Genomic DNA, 20,894 nt, shown 5'->3' with positions numbered 1-20,894 from the left:
GAGGACCCCATGGAACCGTCGAAAGTGATGGACTACGCCCGCGCGCTGTTCGAGGCCCATGGCGACAAGGCCGAAGCCGAGGCCGCGCAAAAGGCCGCCACCCTGGAAGCGCAAGGAGAGGCTGCACAAGCCGATACCTGGCGCAAGGTGCAGGCCGCCATCAAGGAAATGCGCGCGCCCCACCAGGGCTGACGCGCGTTACAGCATGTGCCCGGACTTTGCCGCCTTGGTGGCAAGGTAGTGGGCGTTTTCTGCCGTGCAGCCGACCTTCAGCGGGACGCGTTCGGTCACGTCGATTCCATTGGCCTGCATCATCTCGATCTTGGCGGGGTTGTTGGTCATCAGCCGGACGGCGGAAAACCCCATCTCGCGCAGGATGCCGGACCCGATTCGGAAATCGCGTTCGTCATCCTCAAACCCCAGACGGTGGTTGGCCTCGACCGTGTCGAAGCCCTGATCCTGCAACGCATAGGCGCGCATTTTGTTGGCAAGGCCGATGCCGCGCCCCTCTTGGTTCAGGTACAGCAGCACGCCCGCGCCCTCGGCCCCCATCTGGGCCAGGGCGGCCTGCAACTGCGCCCCGCAATCGCATTTCAGGCTGCCCATCAGATCGCCGGTGAAACAGGCCGAATGCAGGCGTGCCAGCACGGGTTCCTTGCGGGACGGGGTGCCGATTTCCACGGCGTAATGTTCCTCGCTGCCATCGGCGGGGCGAAAGACATGCACGCGGCCCGCACGCGACACCGCCAGCGGCACGCGGGCGGCGACCACCTGTTCCAGCGTGGTGCCCTGGGTCTGGGCGGCGGTGGCCTCGGCCTCGGTCACGCGGGTCAGGCCGTTTCGGGCGGCAAAGTCCACCGCGTCGTCCAGGTCCAGCGCCAGGATGGCGGGCAGCAGCCGGGCCGATTTCGCCAGCCCGATCGCGGCGCGATGCGGGTCCGCATCGCCGCTGCGCACCGATTCGAATGGGCCCAGCAGGGGGCGGTCCAGATCGTTTGCGGGTTCGGCCACGCTGCGCACCCAATCGGGGGCGACATCCGCAGGCAGGCGTAGCCGGGCGATGTCGTCGTCATAGGCACGCGCCTTCAGCGTTTCGGCCCGGCGCGCGGTGATGGCCAGAACCGGCTGCCCGTCCAGGGCGCGCAGCGCGGCCAGCCGTTCGGGCACCAGCGTTTCGGCGGCCAGTACCAGCAAGGGCCCCACCACCACCGGCACCCCCATCCGCATGTCGCCCCGCGCGCGGGCAAGTCGTTCGGTGCTGTCGGGTCCAAGGGGCATGGGCGTTCCTTTCCGTTCGGCGTTGGTCTAGCGCCAAAGGCGACAGATATGAAACAAAACCCTGCTCTGCCACACGCTCGCGTGAAAACCTTGTTGCAAATCTTGTCCCCGCGCGGCGCCTGCGCATCTGAAAGGCAGATTTACAGGGAGAGAGTCCATGGCGAACCTGAAAAAGATCCTGCTGGTCGACGATGACGAGGACCTGCGCGAAGCGCTGAGCGAACAACTGGTCACCACCGAGGATTTCGACGTGTTCGAGGCCGGCAATGGCGCCGAGGCGTTGGAAAAGGCCAAAGAGGCGCTGTACGATCTGGTGATCCTGGACGTGGGCCTGCCCGATACCGACGGGCGCGAGCTGTGCCGCCTGCTGCGCAAGCAGAACGTCAAATGCCCGATCCTGATGCTGACCGGCCATGACAGCGACGCCGATACGATCCTGGGGCTGGACGCGGGTGCCAACGACTATATCACCAAGCCGTTCAAGTTCCCCGTCCTGCTGGCCCGTATCCGCGCACAGCTGCGCCAGCACGAACAGTCCGAGGATGCGGTTTTCCCGCTGGGGCCCTACACCTTCAAGCCGGCGATGAAGATGCTGATCTGCGAAGACGACCGCAAGATCCGCCTGACCGAGAAGGAAACCAACATCTTGAAATTCCTGTACCGCGCGTCCGAGGGCGTTGTGCCGCGCGATGTGCTGCTGCACGAGGTTTGGGGATACAACGCGGGCGTGACGACCCACACGCTGGAAACCCATATCTACCGCCTGCGCCAGAAGATCGAGCCCGACCCCTCCAACGCGCGTCTGCTGGTCACGGAATCGGGCGGCTACCGTCTGGCGGCCTAAGGGTTTCGCAGGCCGAATGCCCGGCTTGCGGTGACCGCAAGCCGTGGCCGTCTGTCCCGTGCGGCCGGGTTCGGGCTTTGTTAAGCCAGCCCCGGAAACAACGACACGGGGCAATCCGATGAACGAAATCCTGAATGCGATCAGTGGCCTTGTATGGGGGCCGCCGGTCCTGGTGCTGCTGCTGGGTACGGGTCTGTACCTGACATTGCGGCTGGGGTTCCTGCCGCAGCGCAAGCTTGGCTATGGCTTTCGCATGCTCTTTCAGGGGCGCAAGGGCCAGGAAGGGGCAGAGGGTGAGATCACGCCGTTCCAGGCGCTGACGACGGCGCTGTCGGCAACCATCGGCACCGGCAACATCGCCGGGGTGGCGACGGCGATCTTTCTGGGCGGTCCGGGCGCGGTGTTCTGGATGTGGCTGACCGCGCTGGTCGGGATGGCCACCAAATACGCCGAGGCCGTTCTGGCCGTCCAGTTCCGCGAAACCGACGAACGTGGCCGCTATGTGGGCGGGCCGATGTATTACATCCGTAACGGGCTGGGGGCCAAATGGCGCTGGCTGGCGTGGCTCTTCGCCTTCTTCGCCACGATTGCGGCCTTCGGCATCGGCAATACGGTGCAGGCGAATTCGGTCGCGCGCGCGGTCGAGGGGACGTTCGGCGTGCCCTACCTGTGGACCGGGCTGGCCCTGGCGGCGGTGGTCTTCGTGGTCATCATCGGCGGCGTCAAGCGGATCGGCCGGGTGGCCGAAACCCTGGTGCCGCTGATGGCGATCCTTTACGTCATCGGGGCGCTGGCGATCCTGGCGGTCAACATCACCGACGTTCCCGCGGCGCTGGGGCTGATCGTCAGCGATGCGTTCACCGGCACGGCGGCGACCGGCGGTTTCGCCGGGGCGGCGGTCATGGCGGCGATCCGCTTTGGCGTGGCGCGCGGCGTGTTCTCGAACGAGGCGGGGCTTGGCTCTGCCCCCATCGCGCATGCCGCGGCGCTGACCGACGATCCGGTGCGGCAGGGCAATGTGGCGATGCTGGGCACCTTTATCGACACGATCCTGATCTGCACCATGACCGCGCTGGTCATCATCACCACCGGCGCCTGGACCAGCGGTGAAACTGGGGCGGAACTGTCCGCGCTGGCGTTCCAGACCGGCCTGGCCGGGGGCGACCTGATCGTCAGCCTGGGCCTGATCGTGTTCGCCTTCACCACCATGCTGGGGTGGAGCTATTACGGCGAGCGTGCCGCCGAATACCTGTTCGGCGTCAAGGTGATCCTGCCCTTCCGCCTGCTGTGGGTCGCGGCCATCGTGCTGGGTGCGGTGGCCAACCTAGGCGTGGTGTGGGTTGTGGCCGACATCATGAACGCGCTGATGGCCATCCCCAACCTGATCGCGCTGATCGCGCTCAGCGGCACCGTCGCGGCGGTGACGCGCGCCTATTGGCGCAAGCAACGGGCCTGACACCCGGCCCCGGTCCGTCCCGCCGCATTCTGTCGGCGGGGCGGATCGCCCGGGCGGTTGCCGCGGTCGGCGCCGCGCAGTAGCGTGCCGCTCGTCGCTGTCAGCCGGAGCCCGCCCCATATGCCCTTTACCCTTGCCACCTGGAACATCAACTCGGTCCGCCTGCGCGCAGGGCTGGTGGAACGGCTGCTGCGCGAAGAGGCACCCGATATCCTGTGCCTGCAGGAATGCAAAAGCCCGGTGGACAAGATGCCCCTGGAGGGGTTCGCCGCCCTGGGCTACGGCCATGTCGTGGCGCGCGGGCAAAAGGGATATAACGGCGTTGCGATCCTGTCGCGCCTGCCCTTGCAGGATGCGGGCGATCTGGATTTCGCCGGTCTGGGCCAGGCCCGCCATGTCGCCGCGCGGCTGGAGGATGGCACCGTCATTCACAATTTCTACGTGCCCGCCGGGGGCGATGTGCCCGACCGCGCGGTGAACGAGAAATTCGGCCAAAAGCTCGACTACCTGACCGACATGCGCGACTTCTTCCGTGACAGCCGCCCCGACCGCGCCATCCTGGTCGGCGATCTGAACATCGCCCCCCGAGAGGACGACGTCTGGTCCCACAAGCAGTTGCTGAAGGTGGTCAGCCACACGCCCATCGAGGTGGAACATCTGGGCAACGCGCAAGCGGCCGGTCACTGGGTCGACGTGACCCGCGCCGACATCCCCCAGGGGCAGCTTTATTCCTGGTGGTCCTACCGCGCCCGCGACTGGGACGCCGCCGACAAGGGCCGCCGCCTGGATCACGTCTGGGCCAGCCCCGACATCGCACAGGCCGCCCATTCCAGCCGCATCCTGCGCGCCGCGCGCGGCTGGGACAAACCCAGCGACCACGCCCCGGTCTTTGCAACCTTCGATCTATAGGGATTGGCCCTTGGGTTTTGGCCCCGCGCGTCACATATAGGGCGCAAATCCTCAGACAGGAGGCAAGGACATGCTGGAACTTGGTGGAAATGGCGCCGCGGCGCCCAACGGTGACCTGATCAAGGACATCTCAGAGGCGACCTTCATGCAGGACGTGATCGAGACCTCGAAAGAGGTGCCCGTGATCGTCGATTTCTGGGCGCCCTGGTGCGGCCCGTGCAAAACGCTGGGCCCCGCGCTGGAAAAGGCCGTGACCGAGGCGCGCGGCAAGGTCCGCATGGTCAAGGTCAACGTTGACGAAAACCAGCAGATCGCCGCGCAACTGCGCATCCAGTCGATCCCGACGGTCTATGCCTTTGCCAACGGCCAGCCGGTGGACGGGTTCCAGGGCGCGCTGCCGGCCTCGGAACTCAAGGCGTTCATCGACCGGGTGGTGCAGGCCGCCGGCGGAGAGGCCGGCGGCGGCCTGGCCGAGGCCGTGGAGGCCGCCGAGGCGATGCTGGCCGAAGGCGCGGTCGTCGATGCCGCCCAGACCTTTGCCGCGATCCTGGGCGAGGATCCGCAAAACGCCGCCGCCCATGGCGGCATGATCCGCGCACATCTGGCCCTGAAAGAGGTCGAAAAGGCGGAACAACTGCTGGCCGCCGTCCCGCGCGAAATCGTCAGCGCCCCGGAAATCGAGGCCGCCCGCGCCCAGGTCGAACTGGCCCGCCAGGCGGCCGAGGCCGGGCCGCTGGACGAATTGCGCGCCGCCGTCGATCACGACCCGGACAATCACCAGGCCCGCTTCGACCTGGCCACCGCACTGCATGCGGCCGGCGATGTCGAAGAGGCGGTCGAACAGTTGCTGGAGCTTTTCCGTCGCGACCGCGAGTGGAACGACGGCGCGGCCAAGGACCAGCTGTTCACCATTTTCGATGCGCTGACGCCGCAGGATCCCATCGTGCTGAAAGGCCGCAGGAAACTGTCGTCGATGATATTTGCCTGAGGGGACGCGCGGCCTAGCTTGCCTTTCATGTTGAAAGCGCCCGACCTGCCCGACACCATCCCCCTGTTCCCGCTTCCGGGCGCGCTGCTCTTGCCGCGCGCCCGCCTGCCTCTGCACATCTTCGAGCCGCGCTACCTGGCGATGCTGGACGATACGCTGAAGACATCTCACCGGCTGATCGGAATGATCCAGCCGCGCGAGGTGCCCGGCGGCGAGGCCAAGTTGCACGCGATCGGCTGCGCCGGTCGCGTGACCGGCTTTTCCGAAACCGAGGACGGGCGCTATATGGTGACCCTGTCGGGCGTGTCGCGCTTTCGCATCCTGCGCGAACAGGCCGGGTTCAGCCCCTACATCAAGGCCGACATCTCGTGGGAGGGGTTCGCGCGCGACCTCGGTCCGGGCGAAACGGACCCCGGTTTCGACCGCAAGCCGTTACTGGCCCTGCTCGGCCGCTTTTTCGACAGCCGTGGCCTGTCCACCGACTGGGACAGCCTGGCCGAGGCCGAGGAAGAATTGCTGATAAACTCGCTTTCCATGCTGTGCCCCTTTGCGCCAGAGGATAAACAGGCCCTGCTTGAGGCCCCGTCGCTGGCCACGCGGCGGGAAACACTGGTAACCCTGATCGAGTTTGCCCTGCGCAGCGGCAGCGACGAGGAGACGATTCAATGACCGATACCATCCAGGCCGACCGCAAGATGCTGGAATCGCTGGTCTGCCCCGTGACACACGCGCCCCTGGCCTATGACGCCGAGCGACAGGAACTGATCTCGCGCGCCGCGCACCTGGCCTTTCCGATCCGGGGCGGCATTCCGATCATGCTGGTCGATGAGGCGCGCAAGCTGGACTGATCCGTCCTGCGGTCCTGCGCCATCCCCCTCTTCTTCTTGGCGAAAATACCCTGGGGGTCCGGGGGCAACGCCCCCGGCGGGTCGCCTTGGCGCCAGCCAAGGCGAAACCGTCAGCTTCGGCTTACAGCGGCCGCCCGGTCATCAGTCGCGGCAGATCGCCGGTCAGCCCGGCCGCCTCGCGGATGAAGCGGCGGCGCAGGCCGGGCAGGGCGTTGACCGCGCCCATCCCCAGGTCGCGTCCCGCCCGCAGTACCGGGTTGTCGTTGGAAAACAGCTTGTTCACCGCGTCGGTTCCGGCGGCCATGACCGTCGTGTCGAACCGCCGCCAGGTTTGATAGCGTTCCAGCACATCCAGCGCGCCGATATCCTCGCCCCGCCGGCGTGCCTCGACCAGCACTTGCGCCAGCGCGCCCACGTCGCGCAGCCCCAGGTTCAGGCCCTGGCCCGCGATCGGGTGCACGCCATGGGCGGCATCCCCCAGCAGTGCTAAGCGCGGCGCGACGAAGGCGTTGGCCAGCGTCAGGTTCAGCGGGTAGGTGAACCGTTTCCCCTCCAGCGCGATCTCGCCCAGGAAATCGCCAAAGCGCGGGCGCAGCGCGTCCAGATAACCCGCGTCGTCCAGCGCCTGGATCGCAGCCGCGTTCCTGTGGGTTTCACTCCACACGATAGAACTGCGGTTGCCCGGCAGCGGCAGGATCGCCAGTGGCCCGGCGGGCATAAAGAACTGGTGCGCCTCGCCGTTATGGGGGTGTTCGTGCGCGATGGCACAGACCAGCGCTGTCTGCCCGTAATCCCAGCCCGTCCGCCTGATCCCCGCGCGGCTACCGGTGCCGGTCTTGCGCCCGTCGCAGCCGACCAGAACGCGCCCGCGCAGGGTCTTGCCGCTGGCCAGGGTCACGGTCACGCCGGTTGCGTCGGGCGCCTGGGCCACCACGGTTTCCCCCGGCATCAGGGTCACGTCCGGCGCGGATTGCATCGCAGCCTGGAACGCCTGCCGCAGATAGCGATCCTCCAGCATATAGCCCATCGGGCCTTCCTCGATCTCGCCGTGATGAAAATCCAGGAAGAAGGGGGCCGGCCCCTCGCCCGCGCGCCCGTCAGATGCGACGATGCGGTGGACCGGCTGGCTGCGCATGCCGACCTCTGACCAGATGCCCAATGCCTTCAGCAGCCGCATGGAGGCCAGCGCCAGCGCATAGGCGCGCCCGTCGAACCCGTCATCCGCCTGTGCCGCGGCGGGCAGCGCGTCGATCACGGTTGCCGAAAGGCCGCCCTGGGCCAGCGCAAGGGCCAGCGCGGGGCCGTTCAGCCCGCCGCCCACGATCAGGATGTCGGAATCGTATGTCATGCCCTGCAATATGGCCGCGCGCGCGGGATTGTCCATAACGCGCGTGCCCGCTAGCCTCCCCCCGTTGTGAATGGAGGGCGGGCATGGACTGGCGAAAGATGAGTGCGGCGGACCTGGGCCGGGGGATCGGCGCGGGTGACATCGACCCGATGGAGTTGTGCGCCGCCTTTCTGGACGCCATCGCCGCGCACGAATACCGCGACCGCATCTATGCTCGCACCACGCCCCACCGCGCCCTGGCCGAGGCCGAGGCCGCCCGCGACCGCGCCCGTGCGGGCCAGCGGCTGGGTCCGCTGGATGGCGTGCCGATCTCGTGGAAGGATCTGTTCGATACGGCGGGCGTGGCGACCGAGGCCGGGTCCGCCCTGCTGGCCGGTCGGGTGCCGGACCGCGACGCCGCCGTTCTGGATATCGCCACCGCGCAGGGGCTGGTCTGCCTGGGCAAGACGCACATGACCGAACTGGCCTTTTCCGGCCTAGGTGTGAATCCGATGACCGCAACGCCGCCCTGCATCCTTGACCCGCAGGCCGCGCCGGGGGGCTCGTCTTCGGGGGCGGCGGCATCTGTCGCCCATGGGCTGGCGGCGGCGGGGATCGGGTCGGATACCGGCGGGTCGGTTCGCGTGCCGTCGGTCTGGAACGATCTGGTGGGGCTGAAGACCACCGCCGGGCGCCTGCCGCTGACGGGCGTTGTGCCGCTGGCCCCGAAATTCGACACGGTGGGGCCGCTGGCCCGCACGGTCGAGGATGTCGCGCTGCTGCTGGCGGTGCTGGAGGGCGGAACGCCCGCCGATCTGCGCGGGGCCAGCCTGGCCGGGGCGCGGTTCCTGGTGCTGGAAACCGTCGCGCTGGACGGGGTGCGCGACGAACCGCGCGCGGGGTTCGACCATGCGCTGGACCGGTTCGCCGCGGCCGGGGCCACGCTGGAATGGGGCCGCGCGCCAGAGGTGGCCGACGCGATGGCCCTGTCTGGCGTCCTGTTCGCGACAGAGGCCTACGGCACATGGCAGGCCGTGATCGAGGCCGCGCCCGACAAGATGTATCCCGAGATACTGAAACGGTTTCGCGGTGGGCGCGATCACGCGGGCGCCGATTACGTCGCGGCATGGCACGCGCTGGACCGGCTGCGCGCGGACTGGGCGCGGCGCATCGCGGGCTATGATGCGGTGCTGCTGCCGACCTGTCCGATCCTGCTGCCGAACGTGGACCGCCTGCTGGGCGATCCCGATTTCTTCTTGTCCGAGAACCTGTTGACCCTGCGCAACACGCGGATCGGCAACCTGATGGGCGCGGCGGTGCTGACCCTGCCCACGGGCCTGCCTGCCACCGGGATTTCGTTGATGGGGCCGCCGATGTTCGAGGAACGGCTGCTGCGCCTGGGTGCGGCGGCAGAGGTCGCGCTGGCCTAAATGCCACATTTCAGCGCGCCGGTCGGTCCCGTGTGCCCGGTTTCTGGACCAGGCCGCGCGCAATCGGTATCCTGACAGGCGAACGGGGCGCCCCGAACGACCCCGACCCGAGGCAGACATAACAACAGACAGGGTCCATGACCTTTCCCGAGCGGTTTTCGAACCTGCCAGAATACGCCTTTCCGCGGCTGCGCCGCCTGCTGGACTGTCACGGTCCGGGGGGTGCGCCCATTCACATGACCATCGGCGAGCCGCAGCATGCCTTTCCGTCCTGGGTGGCCGGGCTGGTAGCTGAACACGCCCATGAATTCGGCAAGTACCCCCCGAACGAGGGCACGCCCGAACTGCGCACCGCGATTTCCGACTGGGTGGCCCGGCGCTATCGCGTGATGCTGGACCCCGACCGCCACATCACCGTGTTGAACGGCACGCGCGAGGGGCTGTTCAACGCGGCCCTTGCCCTGTGTCCCGAGGAAAAGGCCGGCAAGCGCCCGGTGATCCTGACGCCGAACCCGTTTTACCAGGTCTACGCGGTGGCCGCGTTGGCGGTGGCGGCCGACCCGGTCTATGTGCCCGCCACGGCGGAAAACGGGTTCTTGCCCGATTACGCGGCCTTGCCCGCCGATGTGTTGGACCGCACCGCGATTGCCTATCTGTGCTCTCCCTCCAACCCGCAGGGCGCGGTGGCCAGCAAGGACTATTGGAAGGATCTGCTGCGGCTGGCCGAGAAACACGATTTCCAGGTCTTTGCCGACGAATGCTATTCCGAGGTCTACCGCGACACCCCGCCCCCCGGCGCGCTGGAGGCCGCGCAGGAAATCGGCGCCGACCCGGAACGGGTGATTGTGTTCCATTCGCTGTCGAAACGGTCGAACCTGCCCGGGCTGCGTTCCGGTTTCGTGGCGGGCGGGCCGGAATCCCTCCGCCGGATCAAGCAGTTGCGCGCCTATGCCGGCGCCCCCTTGCCGCTGCCCCTGCAACGGGTGGCCGAAAGGGTCTGGGCCGACGAAACCCACGTCAAGGAAAGCCGGGCGCTCTATCAGCGCAAATACGCCATCGCGGACGAGATCTTTTCCGGCCTGCCCGGCTATCATCCACCGCAGGCGGGGTTTTTCCTGTGGCTGCCGGTCCCGGATGGCGAAGAGGCCGCGCTGAAGGCCTGGCGCTTTACCGGGGTGCGGGTGCTGCCCGGGGCGTATCTGTCGCGCGATGTCGAGGGCGGCAATCCTGGCGCGGGGTATATCCGCGTCGCGATGGTCGCCACGGAACAGGAAATGCGGCACGGGCTGACGCGGCTGCGTGACTGTCTTTACGGGTAAGGAGTTCGGATCATGGCATCTTACCAGGCCAAGGACCGCGAACCGCTGCTGGATGCGGGCATGCAAGAGGCGATCGAACGGCGCGGCATGGAATTGCTGGGCTTTGCCCTGCTGTTGCTGGCCGCGCTGATGGCGATGATCCTGGGATCCTATGTCCCCGACGATCCCAGCTGGCTGGCGGCGACGGATGCCCCGGCGGAAAACTGGCTGGGCCATTTCGGCGCCTCGGTCGCTGCGCCGCTGTTCATCGTGGTGGGGTGGGGCGCCTGGGGTCTGGTCGCGGTTCCCGCGGCCTGGGGCGTGCGTTTTGTCGGGCATTGGGGCGAACGCCGGGTGCTGGGGCGGGTGCTGTTTGCCCCGATCGCGGTGGCGCTGGCCTCTGTCTATGCCTCGACCCATGTGCCGCCGCCCAGCTGGACCCACGGGTTCGGCATGGGGGGGCTGTTCGGCGATACCGTGCTGGGCGCGCTGCTGAACATCGCGCCGGTCGATACGGTGGTGGGCCTGCGGGTGCTGGCCGGAATGGTCTGGATTGCTGCGCTGGCCATGTCGCTGTTTGCCCTGGGCTTTGACCGGGCAGAGGGGCGGGCCTTTTTGCGACTGATGCTTGTGGGGGTCATCCTGACCTATGAGGGGCTGCGCCGCATCGCCGGCCGGTCGGCACGGGGCGCCCTGGGCGGCGCACTGCGTGGGGCGGGGGCCATGCGCACCCGCCTGCAGGACCGCAGTGCCAGGCGGGCCGCGGCCCCCGAACCCGCACCGCATACCGAGCCGCCCCGCGTCCTGCGCAGCGCCCCGCGGCTGAGGGCCGCCGAGGCGCCCGCCGCGCCGGTGCCCCAGGACGAACCCGCCGCGCCGCGCGCGGGCCTGCTGGCGCGGGTGCCGGGATTGATGCGCCGCCCGCCCGAGCCGGAGCTGGTCGAGCCTGACCTGCCCGAGATCGAAGACCTGGGCGACGAGGACGAGGATCGGATCAAGGCGCGGATCGCCGAGGTCATCAAGAGCCGCGCCCGCAAGGGCCGCGCCGCCACCGTCCCGCCCCAGCCCCGGGCCGAACCGCCCCTGCGCCGCCACGCCGGTGCAGAGCCCCTGATCGCCGGGCCCGGCGCGGTGGCGGAGCCGCCGCTGACCGCCGCCCCTGACGCGCCCGTGCCCCACGCAGAGCCAGAGATCGCGCCCGTGGCGCCCCCTGCCGCCCGCGTGCCGGTGGCAGAGCCGCGCAAGGTTGTCCAGCATCCCCCGCGCAAATCCGTGCAACCGTCGCGCCGCGCACAGGAAGAGGCCCAGCCCGCGCTGCAATTCGATGGTGCGGCCGAACCGGAATACGAATATCCGCCTCTGTCCTTGCTGACCAATCCCGCGCTGGTGGAACGTCACCAACTGTCCGACGAGGCGTTGGAGGAAAACGCGCGGATGCTGGAAAACGTGCTGGACGATTACGGCGTGAAGGGCGAAATCGTCAGCGTCCGCCCCGGCCCCGTCGTCACCATGTACGAACTGGAACCCGCGCCGGGGCTGAAGGCGTCCCGCGTGATCGGCCTGGCCGACGATATCGCTCGGTCCATGTCCGCGCTGTCGGCGCGTGTGTCCACCGTGCCGGGGCGCAGCGTGATCGGCATCGAACTGCCCAATGCCAACCGCGAAAAGGTGATGCTGCGCGAAATCCTGGCCGCGCGCCAGTTTGGCGACAGCGCGATGCGGCTGCCGCTGGCCCTGGGCAAGGATATCGGCGGCGAACCCGTGGTGACGAACCTGGCCAAGATGCCCCACCTGCTGATCGCGGGGACCACCGGGTCGGGTAAATCGGTGGCGATCAACACAATGATCCTGTCGCTGCTTTACAAGCTGTCGCCCGAGGAATGCCGGCTGATCATGATCGACCCCAAGATGCTGGAACTGTCGGTCTATGACGGCATCCCGCATCTGCTGTCCCCGGTCGTGACCGACCCGAAAAAGGCGGTGGTCGCCCTGAAATGGGTCGTGGCCGAGATGGAGGATCGTTATCGCAAGATGTCGCGCATGGGCGTGCGCAACATCGAGGGCTATAACGGCCGGGTCAACGATGCCCTGTCGCGGGGCGAGCTGTTCTCGCGCACGGTACAGACGGGGTTTGACGACGAAACCGGCGAACCCGTGTTCGAGACAGAGGAATTCCAGCCCGAACCCCTGCCCTATATCGTCGTGATCGTGGACGAGATGGCCGACCTGATGATGGTCGCCGGCAAGGAGATCGAGGCCTGCATCCAGCGCCTGGCGCAGATGGCGCGGGCCTCGGGCATTCACCTGATCATGGCGACCCAGCGGCCCTCGGTCGATGTCATCACCGGCACGATCAAGGCCAACTTCCCCACCCGGATTTCGTTCCAGGTCACCTCCAAGATCGACAGCCGAACCATTCTTGGCGAACAGGGGGCGGAACAACTGCTGGGCATGGGCGACATGCTGTACATGGCCGGGGGCGGGCGGATCAGCCGTATCCACGGCCCCTTCGTCAGCGACGAAGAGGTCGAGGAGATCGTGACCTTCCTCAAGGCCTATGGCCCGCCCGATTACGTCGGCGGCGTGGTCGAGGGGCCGGACGAGGACAAGGAAAGCGACATCGACGCGGTGTTGGGCCTGGGCGGCAACACCAATTCCGAGGATGCGCTGTACGATCAGGCCGTGGCGATCGTGCTGAAGGATCGCAAGTGTTCCACCTCTTACATCCAGCGCAAGCTGGCCATCGGCTACAACAAGGCCGCGCGCCTGGTCGAGCAGATGGAGGAAGAGGGCGTCGTCAGCCCGGCCAACCATGTCGGCAAGCGTGAAATCCTGGTGCCCGAGCAGGGCTGAACCCGCCTCCCGCGCATGTGAGCGTTTGGCAGGTGCAAAGCGGCGCGCGTGGCCCTAGATTGTGGCCATGAACCGCTTTGCCCTTGCCCTTGCCCTTGGCGCGGCGCTGTGCGCCGCCGCCCCGCTGCCCGCCCTGGCCGAGATCATCCCGCTCTCGCGGCTCTCGGCCTATATCAACAGCTTTGCCACCGTTCGGGCGCAGTTCACGCAGATCAACGCCGATGGCACGATCTCGACCGGGACGCTGGCGATGAAACGGCCGGGCCGCGCGCGGTTTGCCTATGATCCGCCGAACAAGGCGCTGGTGCTGGCCAGCGGCGGGCAGGTGGCGATTTTCGACGACAAGTCGAACCAGCCGCCGGAACAATACCCCCTGGCGCGCACACCGCTGAGCGTGATCCTGGCTGAACGGGTGGATTTCGCGCGGGCGAACATGGTGGTCGGCCACGATGGCGACGACACCGCAACCCGCGTCGTGGCGCAAGACCCGGAAAACCCCGAATACGGAACGATCGCGCTGGTCTTTACCGATGACCCGGTGGAACTGCGGCAATGGATCATCACCGACGGCGCGGGCCAGTCGACGACCGTGATCCTGGGGGAAACGGAGACCGGCGTCGATCTGCCGGCGCGGCTGTTCAGTATCCTGCAGGAAACCGCACGCCGCACCGGCGAGGACTGAGCGCTACCAGCGGCGGCAGCTCTTGAGTTGCTGTTTGTACATGTCGGCGCGGCGATCCACCCGGTCGGCGACGGACAGCAGCCACGACTTGCGCCGATAGCTGCCCCGGGCATAGCCGCCGTGCCCCTCGTGATAGGCCAGGTACTGGTTGCGCGCGTCCCCCAGCGGGATGTTCAACCGGCGCCGCGTTTCGTTCATGTACCAGCCCATGAAATCGGTGGCGTCGGCGATATCGGTGCGCTTGGCCCGGCGCTTGCCGGTGGCGCGCTTGTAGTCGTCCCAGGTGCCGTCGATGGCCTGCGCATAGCCATAGGCCGAACTTAGCCGCCCCATCGGGATGATCCCCAGTGCATAGCGATGCGGGGTTCGGGCGCGGCCGTCGAATTTGCTTTCCTGGTGGATCATGGCCATCTGCACGTGCACAGGCACATTCCAGCGCCGCTCGGTGCGCTTCATGGCGCGCATGTATTTCGGGCGTTCCGCGGCCAGCGCACAGGCATTGTCCAGATTGCGCGGCGGCCCCTTCGGCGCGCCGCAACCGGCCAGTACCAGACACAAAGCCACGAGAAGGATCCTGCTCATCTGCCCCTCTCCATTCATTGTTTTCCAGAGAGGATACGAAAAAAACCCCCGTGGGAAAACGGCAAAGCGCCCCGGCCTCAGATCAGAAATGCGAGAGTGACTGGAAGCGCCAGCACCGACATCAGCGTCGAGACCACGACAAGGCCGGCCACCGCCTGGGCATCGGCGCCGTATTTTTCCGCCAGCAGGTAGGACGTGACCGCCACCGGGGTCGAGATTTGCAGCACCAGCACCGCAAAGGGGACAGGCGGCAATTCGAACCACAGCCCCACGCCGACCGCCGCGGCCAGGCACAGCGCCAGCTTGACCGCCGACAGCCAGACCGCGCGGGGCAGGTGGCCCGGATGCAGCCGCGCGATGGCCACCCCCAGCGTGATCAGCATCAAGGGGATCGCCATCTGCCCGATCAGGTCCAGCGTGTTGGTCAAAAAGGGCGGCGTTTGCCAGCCCTGCCACAGGAAGATACCCCCCAGCACCGTGGCCGCCACTAACGGTTCGCGGACCACTTTGACCAGCGATCCGCCCCCGGACACCAGCCACACCCCGAAGGTAAAGGAATAGATCGCCATCACCGCGAACACGACCACCGCATACTCCAGCCCCGCCTCGCCAAAGGCGAACAGCGCCAGGGGCAGCCCCATGTTGCCCGTGTTTCCAAAGATGACCGGCGCCAGGTAGGTCCGCCGGTCCAGCCGCGCCAGCGCGACGACGGCCATGCACAACACGGTGACCGCCGCATAGGCCGCGACGGCGGCCAGCGACAGCGCGGTCAGCGCCTGCGGCTCGATCTCGGTCTTCATCAGGGCGGTAAAGATCAGGCAGGGCACCGACAGCGTCATCGCCAGTTGCGTGACGAACTGGACCCGGTATTCATTGCCAAGCTTCACCCAGGCAAAGCCGACCCCCGCCAGCAAGAAGACCGGGGCGACAATCTCAAGCACTGTCAGGACAAGGTTCACAATCTGTTTCCCCGAAGGTTGGCGGTGCCGCATGGACAGCACCCCATGGGTGGCTTAGAATTGCGGTGTAAGGGTTTGACGCCATGCAGACAACGCGCACAAAATATCATCTGGGCCAGGTGGTCCGGCACCGCAAACATCCGTTTCGCGGTGTTGTGTTCGATGTGGATGCAGAGTTTTCCAACAGCGAAGAGTGGTACGACGCCATCCCCGAGGAAAACCGCCCGGAACGCGATCAGCCCTTCTATCACCTTCTGGCCGAAAACGACCAAAGCTACTATGTGGCCTACGTTTCGGAACAGAATCTGGTGCCGGACAATACCGGCGAGCCGATCGAACACCCCGACCTGCCCGACCTGTTCGGAGAGTTCGAGGGCGATCACTACAACCTGCAATTCCAGTTGAACTGAACCGCGCGCTAGTATCCTAGCGCGCAGCCGTCTTTGCGCGGGTCAGAGGCCCCCTGCAAAACGCCGGTTTCCTCGTCGATCAGGATCGCCTGCGCCCCGCCGATGGCCGAGTCGGGTTCCAGCACCTTGTGCCCCTTGTCCGCCAGCGCGGCGCGCACCGCATCCGTATACCCCCGCTCCACCAGCAGGCCCGCCGCATCGGCAAAGCTGCGCGGCGCGTCCAGGGCCGCCTGCGGGTGCATCCCGTAATCCACCAGATTGGTCAGAACGCGGGCATGGCCGTTGGGCTGATAGGGGCCGCCCATCACGCCGAAGGGCATGATGACCCGGCCTTCGCGCTTCAGCATGGCGGGAATGATCGTGTGCATCGGGCGCTTGCCGCCGCCGGCCTCGTTCGCGTGGCCCTCTTGCAGGCTGAAGCCCGCGCCGCGGTTCTGGAAATTGATGCCGAATTTTTCCGAGGCCAGCCCCGAGCCAAAGCTGTGGAAGATCGAGTAGATCAGCGACACGGCCATGCGGTCGCGGTCGACCACGGTTATATAGATGGTTTCGCGGTGCACCGCCTCGGACAGGGCGGCGGGGTTGTCCATGGCCCGGTTGGGGTCGATCAGCGCGGCCAGGTTCGCCGCTGTTTCCGGGGCCAGCATGTGCGCCAGCCGCGTGGTGTGATCCGCATCGGCGATAAAGCGGTTGCGCGCGTCATAGGCCAGCTTGGTGGCCTCGGCCTCGATATGGGCGCGGTCGGCCCCCAGCGGGTCCATCGACGGCAGGTCGAAATGGCTCAGGATATTGGCCATCAGGATCGCGGTTGCACCTTGCCCGTTGGGCGGGTGCTCGAACAGTTCGACATGCTTGTAGGGGCCGCTGACGGGATCGGTGTAATCGCAGGCGGTGGCGGCAAAATCCTCCAGCGTGTGGGTGCCGCCCAACGCCCGCAGGCTGGCGACCATGTCCTCTGCCACCTCGCCCTCGTAAAAGCCGGCCGGCCCGTCCATCGCAACGCGGCGCAGCACCTCGGCCTGTTGCGGCGCGCGAAAGACCTGGCCGGGCCGCGGCGCCTGGCCGTCCAGCAGATAGAACGACCGCGCCGCCCCTTGCAGGTGATCGGTCGCGCGCGCCCAGTCAAAGGCGGTGCGCGGCGCGACGGGCACCCCGGCTTCGGCATAGTGGATCGCGGGGGCCAGGCTGGCCTTCAGCCCGGCGCGGCCCCAATCCTTGGACAGACGGCAAAACGCGTCAATTGCGCCGGGCACCGTGACCGCGTCGGCGGTGTCGGTCGGCATCGCCGACAGGCCCCGGTCACGCAGGGTGGCGGCCGACAGCCCGGCCGGTGCGCGGCCCGACCCGTTCAGCGCGACGATCCGATCCTCGCCCGCCGGTTTCAGCAGGACAAAGCAATCGCCGCCAATTCCCGTCATCTGCGGTTCGCAGATCCCCAGCAGCACCGCGCCCGCAATCGCGGCATCCACGGCATTGCCGCCGGCCTCCAGCATCTGGATGGCGACCTTGGCGGCCAGCGGGTGCGATGTTGCGCACATGCCATTGGTGGCAAAGACGGCCGATCGGCCCGGTTGCTGGAAATCACGCATGCCTTTCCTCCCTCGAACGTCGCCAGACCTTAGGCCGGGTCTGCCACGATGCCAAGCTTTTGGGGAAAGGACCTCGACGCCACGCACTGGGTGGGGGCTGTTAACGCGACGCCGAGGGAAGCCTTATGCAGCTACATTCTAAATATCGCCGGTAATTTGGGCCTTGCGATGGGTGAAATTGGGCATTTTCGCGGCCCGCGTTTCAGGCCGCCTCTGTATCGCGCAGGGGCACTGTCAGGCGCAGGATATTGGTGCCCGCGTAGTGTCGATAGGACAGCCCGTCCGCCAGCGCGTGGATCAGGAACCAGCCGAACCCGCCCTCTGGCCGGTCCGCCTGTGGCAGTTGGCCTGCGGGCAACCTGTTCCCGGGCATCGCGCGGCCGGTGTCGCGAACCTCTGCCCCCAACCGCCCGCAGCACGACAAAAGGCGCAGGTCGATCCGGCCCGGGGCTGCGGCCGGATAGGCGTGTTCGCAGATGTTGTTCAGAACCTCGGCCAGAACGGTTTCCGCGATGTCCAGGGTTTCCCCCGGGCCCAGCCCCGCTGCATAGTGACGGCGGATGCAAAGCAGGGCCAGGCGCACCTCTGTGCCAGTCGCCCAAAATCCCAGTTTCAGGGAACTGCCGGTTTCCGTTTCGCAGGCCAGGCCGGGGCGCGCCGGGTCCGCGATGCAGGTCATTCCCGGCAATCCGACGCCACCGCAAAGGCCGCGCCCGCATCGTCATGGATGGTGAACACGCGGTCCATCCGCGTCAGCCGGAACACCTTGGCCACGGTCGGGGTCAGGCAGCACAGTTCCAGCCGCTGCCCGGGCGCCAGCAGTTTCATCACCGCCACCACGGCGCCCAGCCCGCTGGAATCCAGGAACGTGACCTGGCCCAGGTCCAGCACCACGCGCGACGGCCCGCCGATGGCAACCTCGCGCATCCGTTCCTTGAACCGGATCGCCACGGCGGAATCGATCCGGGCCTCGCCCACGGTGACATGCAGCGCGTCGGCGCGGATTTCACTCAGCAACTCCATTGCCATCTCCCTCTTGCGTGGCGATCAGGCTAGACGCCAATCCTTACCATTCGGTAAGGCTGGACCCGGATCAAAGGGGAGGAATACCATGCAAGAGGTTGTCATCTGCGGCGCGGCGCGCACGCCCATGGGCGGGTTTCAGGGCGTCTTCTCGGATGTCGATGCGCCCACGCTGGGCGGCGCGGCCATCCGCGCGGCGATGCAGGGCGCGGGCCTTGACACCGTGGACGAGGTGCTGATGGGCTGCGTTTTGCCCGCGGGCCAGGGCCAGGCGCCCGCCCGGCAGGCGGGGTTCAACGCGGGCATGGGCCAAGAGGTGCCCGCCACGACCCTGAACAAGATGTGCGGCTCGGGCATGAAGGCGGCGATGCTGGCCCATGACCAACTGGCCCTTGGCGGTGCGCAGGTGATTTGCGCGGGCGGCATGGAAAGCATGACCAACGCCCCCTACCTGCTGCCCAAGATGCGCGGCGGCGCCCGGATCGGCCACGGCCAGGTGATCGACCACATGTTCCTGGACGGGCTGGAGGATGCCTATGACAAGGGCCGCCTGATGGGCACCTTCGCCGAGGATTGCGCCGAACATTTCCAGTTCACGCGCGAGGCACAGGACGATTACGCGCTGGACTCGCTGTCGAACGCGCTGCGGGCGCAGGAAACCGGCGCCTTCGCCGATGAAATCACACCCGTCACCCTCACCTCCCGCAAGGGCGAAACCGTGGTTGCCCAGGACGAACAGCCCGGTAATGCGCGCCCCGAAAAAATCCCGCAGCTTAAGCCCGCCTTTCGCAAGGACGGCACCGTGACCGCGGCCAACTCCTCCTCGATCTCGGACGGTGCCGCGGCGCTGATCCTGGCCACGGGCGCGGCGGCACAGGCCCGTAACCTGCCCGTCCGCGCCCGCATCCTGGGTCACGCCAGCCACGCCCAGGCCCCGGGCTGGTTCACTACCGCCCCCGTCTCGGCCGCGCAAAAGCTGCTGCAAGGGATCGGCTGGTCCGTGGACGATGTCGACCTGTGGGAGGTGAACGAGGCCTTCGCCGTCGTCCCCATGGCCTTCATGCACGAAATGAACCTGCCCCGCGACAAGGTGAACGTGAACGGCGGCGCCTGCGCGCTGGGCCATCCGATTGGCGCCTCGGGGGCGCGGATCATGGTCACGCTGCTGAACGCGCTGGAAAAACGGGGCCTCAAACGGGGCGTCGCCGCCATCTGCATCGGCGGGGGCGAGGGCACGGCGATCGCAATCGAACGCGTCTGAGCCTTCTTCTTGGGCCAAATACCCGGGGGAGTCGCCCGAACGGGCGACGGGGGCAGCGCCCCCATCCCGGGCAGGAGGATGCGATGCGCATCGACTATGACGAAATGGCCAGGACATTGGCCGCCCTGATCGAGGGCGAAACCGACACCATCGCCCTGATGGCCACCATGGCGTGCGAACTGCACCACGCGGATGAACGGTTCGACTGGACCGGGTTCTACCGCAATGTCGGCCAAGATACGCTGAAGATCGGCCCATACCAGGGCGGGCACGGCTGCCTGGTCATCCCGTTTGCGCGCGGTGTCTGCGGGGCGGCGGCGCGGACGGGGCAGGTGCAACTGGTGGCTGATGTCCATGCCTTCGCGGATCATATCGCCTGCGCGGCCTCTACAAGGTCGGAAATCGTGCTGCCCGTGTGGGACGCGGGCGGCGCGCTGCTGGGGGTGCTGGATATCGACAGCGACCGGCCCGATGCCTTTGACCGGGCCGATGCGGACGGGCTGGCCGCGCTCTTGGCCCAGACTTTTGCAAGATGAGCCTTCACGCCTGGGCCATCTTTGCAGGCTTTTGGGTTCTGTTCGTCACGACGCCTGGCCCGAACGCGGTGAACTGCATCGCCAATGGAATGACCCACGGGCTGGGCCGGGCGCTGTGGGGCGTGCTGGGCATCCTGACCCAGGCGGCGCTGTTCCTGACGCTTTCTGCCGTTGGGATCACGGCGCTGATCGCGGCCTCGCCCACGGCCTTTGCCTGGGCCAAGCTGGCGGGCGCGCTGGTGCTGGTCTGGCTGGGGGTGCGCACCTTTCGTAATGCCGCCGTGGCCGTGACGCCGGGGGCGGCCTCGGGCGGGTCGATCTATGGGCGGGCCTTTCTGATCGCCACGGTGAATGCAAAATCGGTGGCGGGCTATCTGGCGGCCTTTTCGCAATTCGTTGAACCGGGTGTGCCGATCGGGCAGCAGATGTGGGTGATCGTGCCCACGGCGCTGTGCCTGACGACGCTGTCCTATACTGGCTATACCGCGTTGGGCGCGTGGCTGGGGCGGCTGGCCCTGGGGGCGATCATGCATGTGCGGCTGCGGCAGGGGGTGGCGCTGTGTTTCATCCTGTATGGCGCGCTGCTGGGCCTGTTGGCCTTGCCCTGAGGCGGGGAACCGG

The 20,894-nt window shown here is 67.2% G+C and carries 22 protein-coding genes; 15 read left to right on the top strand and 7 right to left on the bottom strand.

All coding sequences use genetic code 11. The features are described from left to right. Positions 1–9 precede the first annotated feature (9 nt). Complete coding sequence (locus EV656_RS00475) at positions 10–192, top strand: hypothetical protein (RefSeq protein WP_132598371.1); 183 nt, start codon at positions 10–12, stop codon at positions 190–192. 6 nt (positions 193–198) lie between these two features. Here EV656_RS00475 and ribA read toward each other — a convergent pair whose 3' ends face one another. After that, on the bottom strand, positions 199–1,278 hold the full coding sequence (gene ribA, locus EV656_RS00470) for a GTP cyclohydrolase II (protein ID WP_132598369.1): 1,080 nt from the start codon (positions 1,276–1,278) through the stop codon (positions 199–201). A gap of 157 nt (positions 1,279–1,435) precedes the next feature. Between ribA and EV656_RS00465 the strand changes: the two genes are divergently transcribed. From EV656_RS00465 to EV656_RS00440, 6 genes are all read left to right on the top strand, one after another. Next, positions 1,436–2,122 (top strand): response regulator transcription factor, encoded by a 687-nt coding sequence (locus tag EV656_RS00465; RefSeq protein WP_132598367.1) that lies wholly within the window; start codon positions 1,436–1,438, stop codon positions 2,120–2,122. Positions 2,123–2,240: 118 nt separating this feature from the next. Continuing rightward, positions 2,241–3,578, top strand: a complete 1,338-nt coding sequence (locus EV656_RS00460; RefSeq protein ID WP_132598365.1) for an alanine/glycine:cation symporter family protein — start codon at positions 2,241–2,243, stop codon at positions 3,576–3,578. Positions 3,579–3,698: 120 nt separating this feature from the next. Then, entirely contained in the window at positions 3,699–4,487 is a 789-nt protein-coding gene (locus EV656_RS00455) for an exodeoxyribonuclease III (RefSeq protein ID WP_132598363.1), read from the top strand. A gap of 70 nt (positions 4,488–4,557) precedes the next feature. Next, on the top strand, positions 4,558–5,475 hold the full coding sequence (gene trxA / locus EV656_RS00450; RefSeq protein WP_132598361.1) for a thioredoxin: 918 nt from the start codon (positions 4,558–4,560) through the stop codon (positions 5,473–5,475). A 27-nt stretch (positions 5,476–5,502) separates the two neighbouring features. Further along, a complete protein-coding gene (locus EV656_RS00445) occupies positions 5,503–6,144 on the top strand; it encodes an LON peptidase substrate-binding domain-containing protein (protein WP_132598359.1) in 642 nt (213 codons plus the stop codon). Then, positions 6,141–6,323, top strand: coding sequence for a Trm112 family protein (locus EV656_RS00440; protein WP_132598357.1), 183 nt, complete (start codon positions 6,141–6,143; stop codon positions 6,321–6,323). The genes EV656_RS00445 and EV656_RS00440 overlap by 4 nt, the downstream gene beginning before the upstream one ends. Before the next feature lie 121 nt (positions 6,324–6,444). On the opposite strand, the gene EV656_RS00435 is transcribed toward EV656_RS00440, so the two are convergent. Next, positions 6,445–7,671, bottom strand: a complete 1,227-nt coding sequence (locus EV656_RS00435) for an FAD-dependent monooxygenase (RefSeq protein ID WP_132598355.1) — start codon at positions 7,669–7,671, stop codon at positions 6,445–6,447. 83 nt (positions 7,672–7,754) lie between these two features. Here EV656_RS00435 and EV656_RS00430 point away from each other — a divergent pair, with 83 nt between their 5' ends. The 4 genes from EV656_RS00430 (at position 7,755) to EV656_RS00415 (ending at position 13,913) form a co-directional block, all read left to right on the top strand. Then, complete coding sequence (locus EV656_RS00430) at positions 7,755–9,080, top strand: amidase (protein WP_132598353.1); 1,326 nt, start codon at positions 7,755–7,757, stop codon at positions 9,078–9,080. Between the two features lie 137 nt (positions 9,081–9,217). Then, positions 9,218–10,399 carry an aminotransferase class I/II-fold pyridoxal phosphate-dependent enzyme gene (locus EV656_RS00425; protein WP_132598351.1) on the top strand — a complete coding sequence of 394 codons (1,182 nt, stop codon included), beginning with the start codon at positions 9,218–9,220 and terminating at the stop codon, positions 10,397–10,399. Between the two features lie 12 nt (positions 10,400–10,411). Beyond that, the gene (locus EV656_RS00420) at positions 10,412–13,231 is read left to right on the top strand and encodes a DNA translocase FtsK (protein WP_132598349.1); all 2,820 of its coding nucleotides are present in this window, start codon (positions 10,412–10,414) and stop codon (positions 13,229–13,231) included. A 67-nt stretch (positions 13,232–13,298) separates the two neighbouring features. Beyond that, positions 13,299–13,913: a LolA family protein gene (locus EV656_RS00415; RefSeq protein ID WP_132598347.1), complete on the top strand. Its 615-nt coding sequence runs from the start codon at positions 13,299–13,301 to the stop codon at positions 13,911–13,913. Between the two features lie 3 nt (positions 13,914–13,916). Here EV656_RS00415 and EV656_RS00410 read toward each other — a convergent pair whose 3' ends face one another. Together EV656_RS00410 and EV656_RS00405 are read right to left on the bottom strand one after the other, a co-directional pair. Next, positions 13,917–14,495: a transglycosylase SLT domain-containing protein gene (locus EV656_RS00410; RefSeq protein ID WP_132598345.1), complete on the bottom strand. Its 579-nt coding sequence runs from the start codon at positions 14,493–14,495 to the stop codon at positions 13,917–13,919. Positions 14,496–14,572: 77 nt separating this feature from the next. Then, positions 14,573–15,454: an AEC family transporter gene (locus tag EV656_RS00405; RefSeq protein ID WP_132598343.1), complete on the bottom strand. Its 882-nt coding sequence runs from the start codon at positions 15,452–15,454 to the stop codon at positions 14,573–14,575. 83 nt (positions 15,455–15,537) lie between these two features. Between EV656_RS00405 and hspQ the strand changes: the two genes are divergently transcribed. Next, complete coding sequence (gene hspQ, locus EV656_RS00400; protein ID WP_132598341.1) at positions 15,538–15,864, top strand: heat shock protein HspQ; 327 nt, start codon at positions 15,538–15,540, stop codon at positions 15,862–15,864. A gap of 8 nt (positions 15,865–15,872) precedes the next feature. On the opposite strand, the gene EV656_RS00395 is transcribed toward hspQ, so the two are convergent. The 3 genes from EV656_RS00395 to EV656_RS00385 form a co-directional block, all read right to left on the bottom strand. After that, the gene (locus EV656_RS00395; RefSeq protein ID WP_132598339.1) at positions 15,873–17,453 is read right to left on the bottom strand and encodes a gamma-glutamyltransferase family protein; all 1,581 of its coding nucleotides are present in this window, start codon (positions 17,451–17,453) and stop codon (positions 15,873–15,875) included. A gap of 202 nt (positions 17,454–17,655) precedes the next feature. Next, complete coding sequence (locus EV656_RS00390) at positions 17,656–18,132, bottom strand: ATP-binding protein (RefSeq protein ID WP_132598337.1); 477 nt, start codon at positions 18,130–18,132, stop codon at positions 17,656–17,658. After that, the gene (locus tag EV656_RS00385) at positions 18,129–18,476 is read right to left on the bottom strand and encodes an STAS domain-containing protein (protein WP_132598335.1); all 348 of its coding nucleotides are present in this window, start codon (positions 18,474–18,476) and stop codon (positions 18,129–18,131) included. The genes EV656_RS00390 and EV656_RS00385 overlap by 4 nt, the downstream gene beginning before the upstream one ends. Before the next feature lie 88 nt (positions 18,477–18,564). Between EV656_RS00385 and EV656_RS00380 the strand changes: the two genes are divergently transcribed. From EV656_RS00380 to EV656_RS00370, 3 genes are all read left to right on the top strand, one after another. Further along, the gene (locus EV656_RS00380; protein WP_132598333.1) at positions 18,565–19,737 is read left to right on the top strand and encodes an acetyl-CoA C-acyltransferase; all 1,173 of its coding nucleotides are present in this window, start codon (positions 18,565–18,567) and stop codon (positions 19,735–19,737) included. Positions 19,738–19,820: 83 nt separating this feature from the next. Continuing rightward, positions 19,821–20,273, top strand: a complete 453-nt coding sequence (locus EV656_RS00375; protein WP_132598331.1) for a GAF domain-containing protein — start codon at positions 19,821–19,823, stop codon at positions 20,271–20,273. Then, on the top strand, positions 20,270–20,881 hold the full coding sequence (locus EV656_RS00370) for a LysE family translocator (RefSeq protein WP_132598329.1): 612 nt from the start codon (positions 20,270–20,272) through the stop codon (positions 20,879–20,881). Before EV656_RS00375 ends, EV656_RS00370 begins: the two co-directional genes overlap by 4 nt. Positions 20,882–20,894: the final 13 nt, after the last annotated feature.

This window comes from Rhodovulum adriaticum (assembly GCF_004345735.1).
Taxonomy (GTDB): Bacteria; Pseudomonadota; Alphaproteobacteria; order Rhodobacterales; family Rhodobacteraceae; genus Rhodovulum; species Rhodovulum adriaticum.
This window is presented reverse-complemented; position numbering and strand designations above follow the sequence as displayed.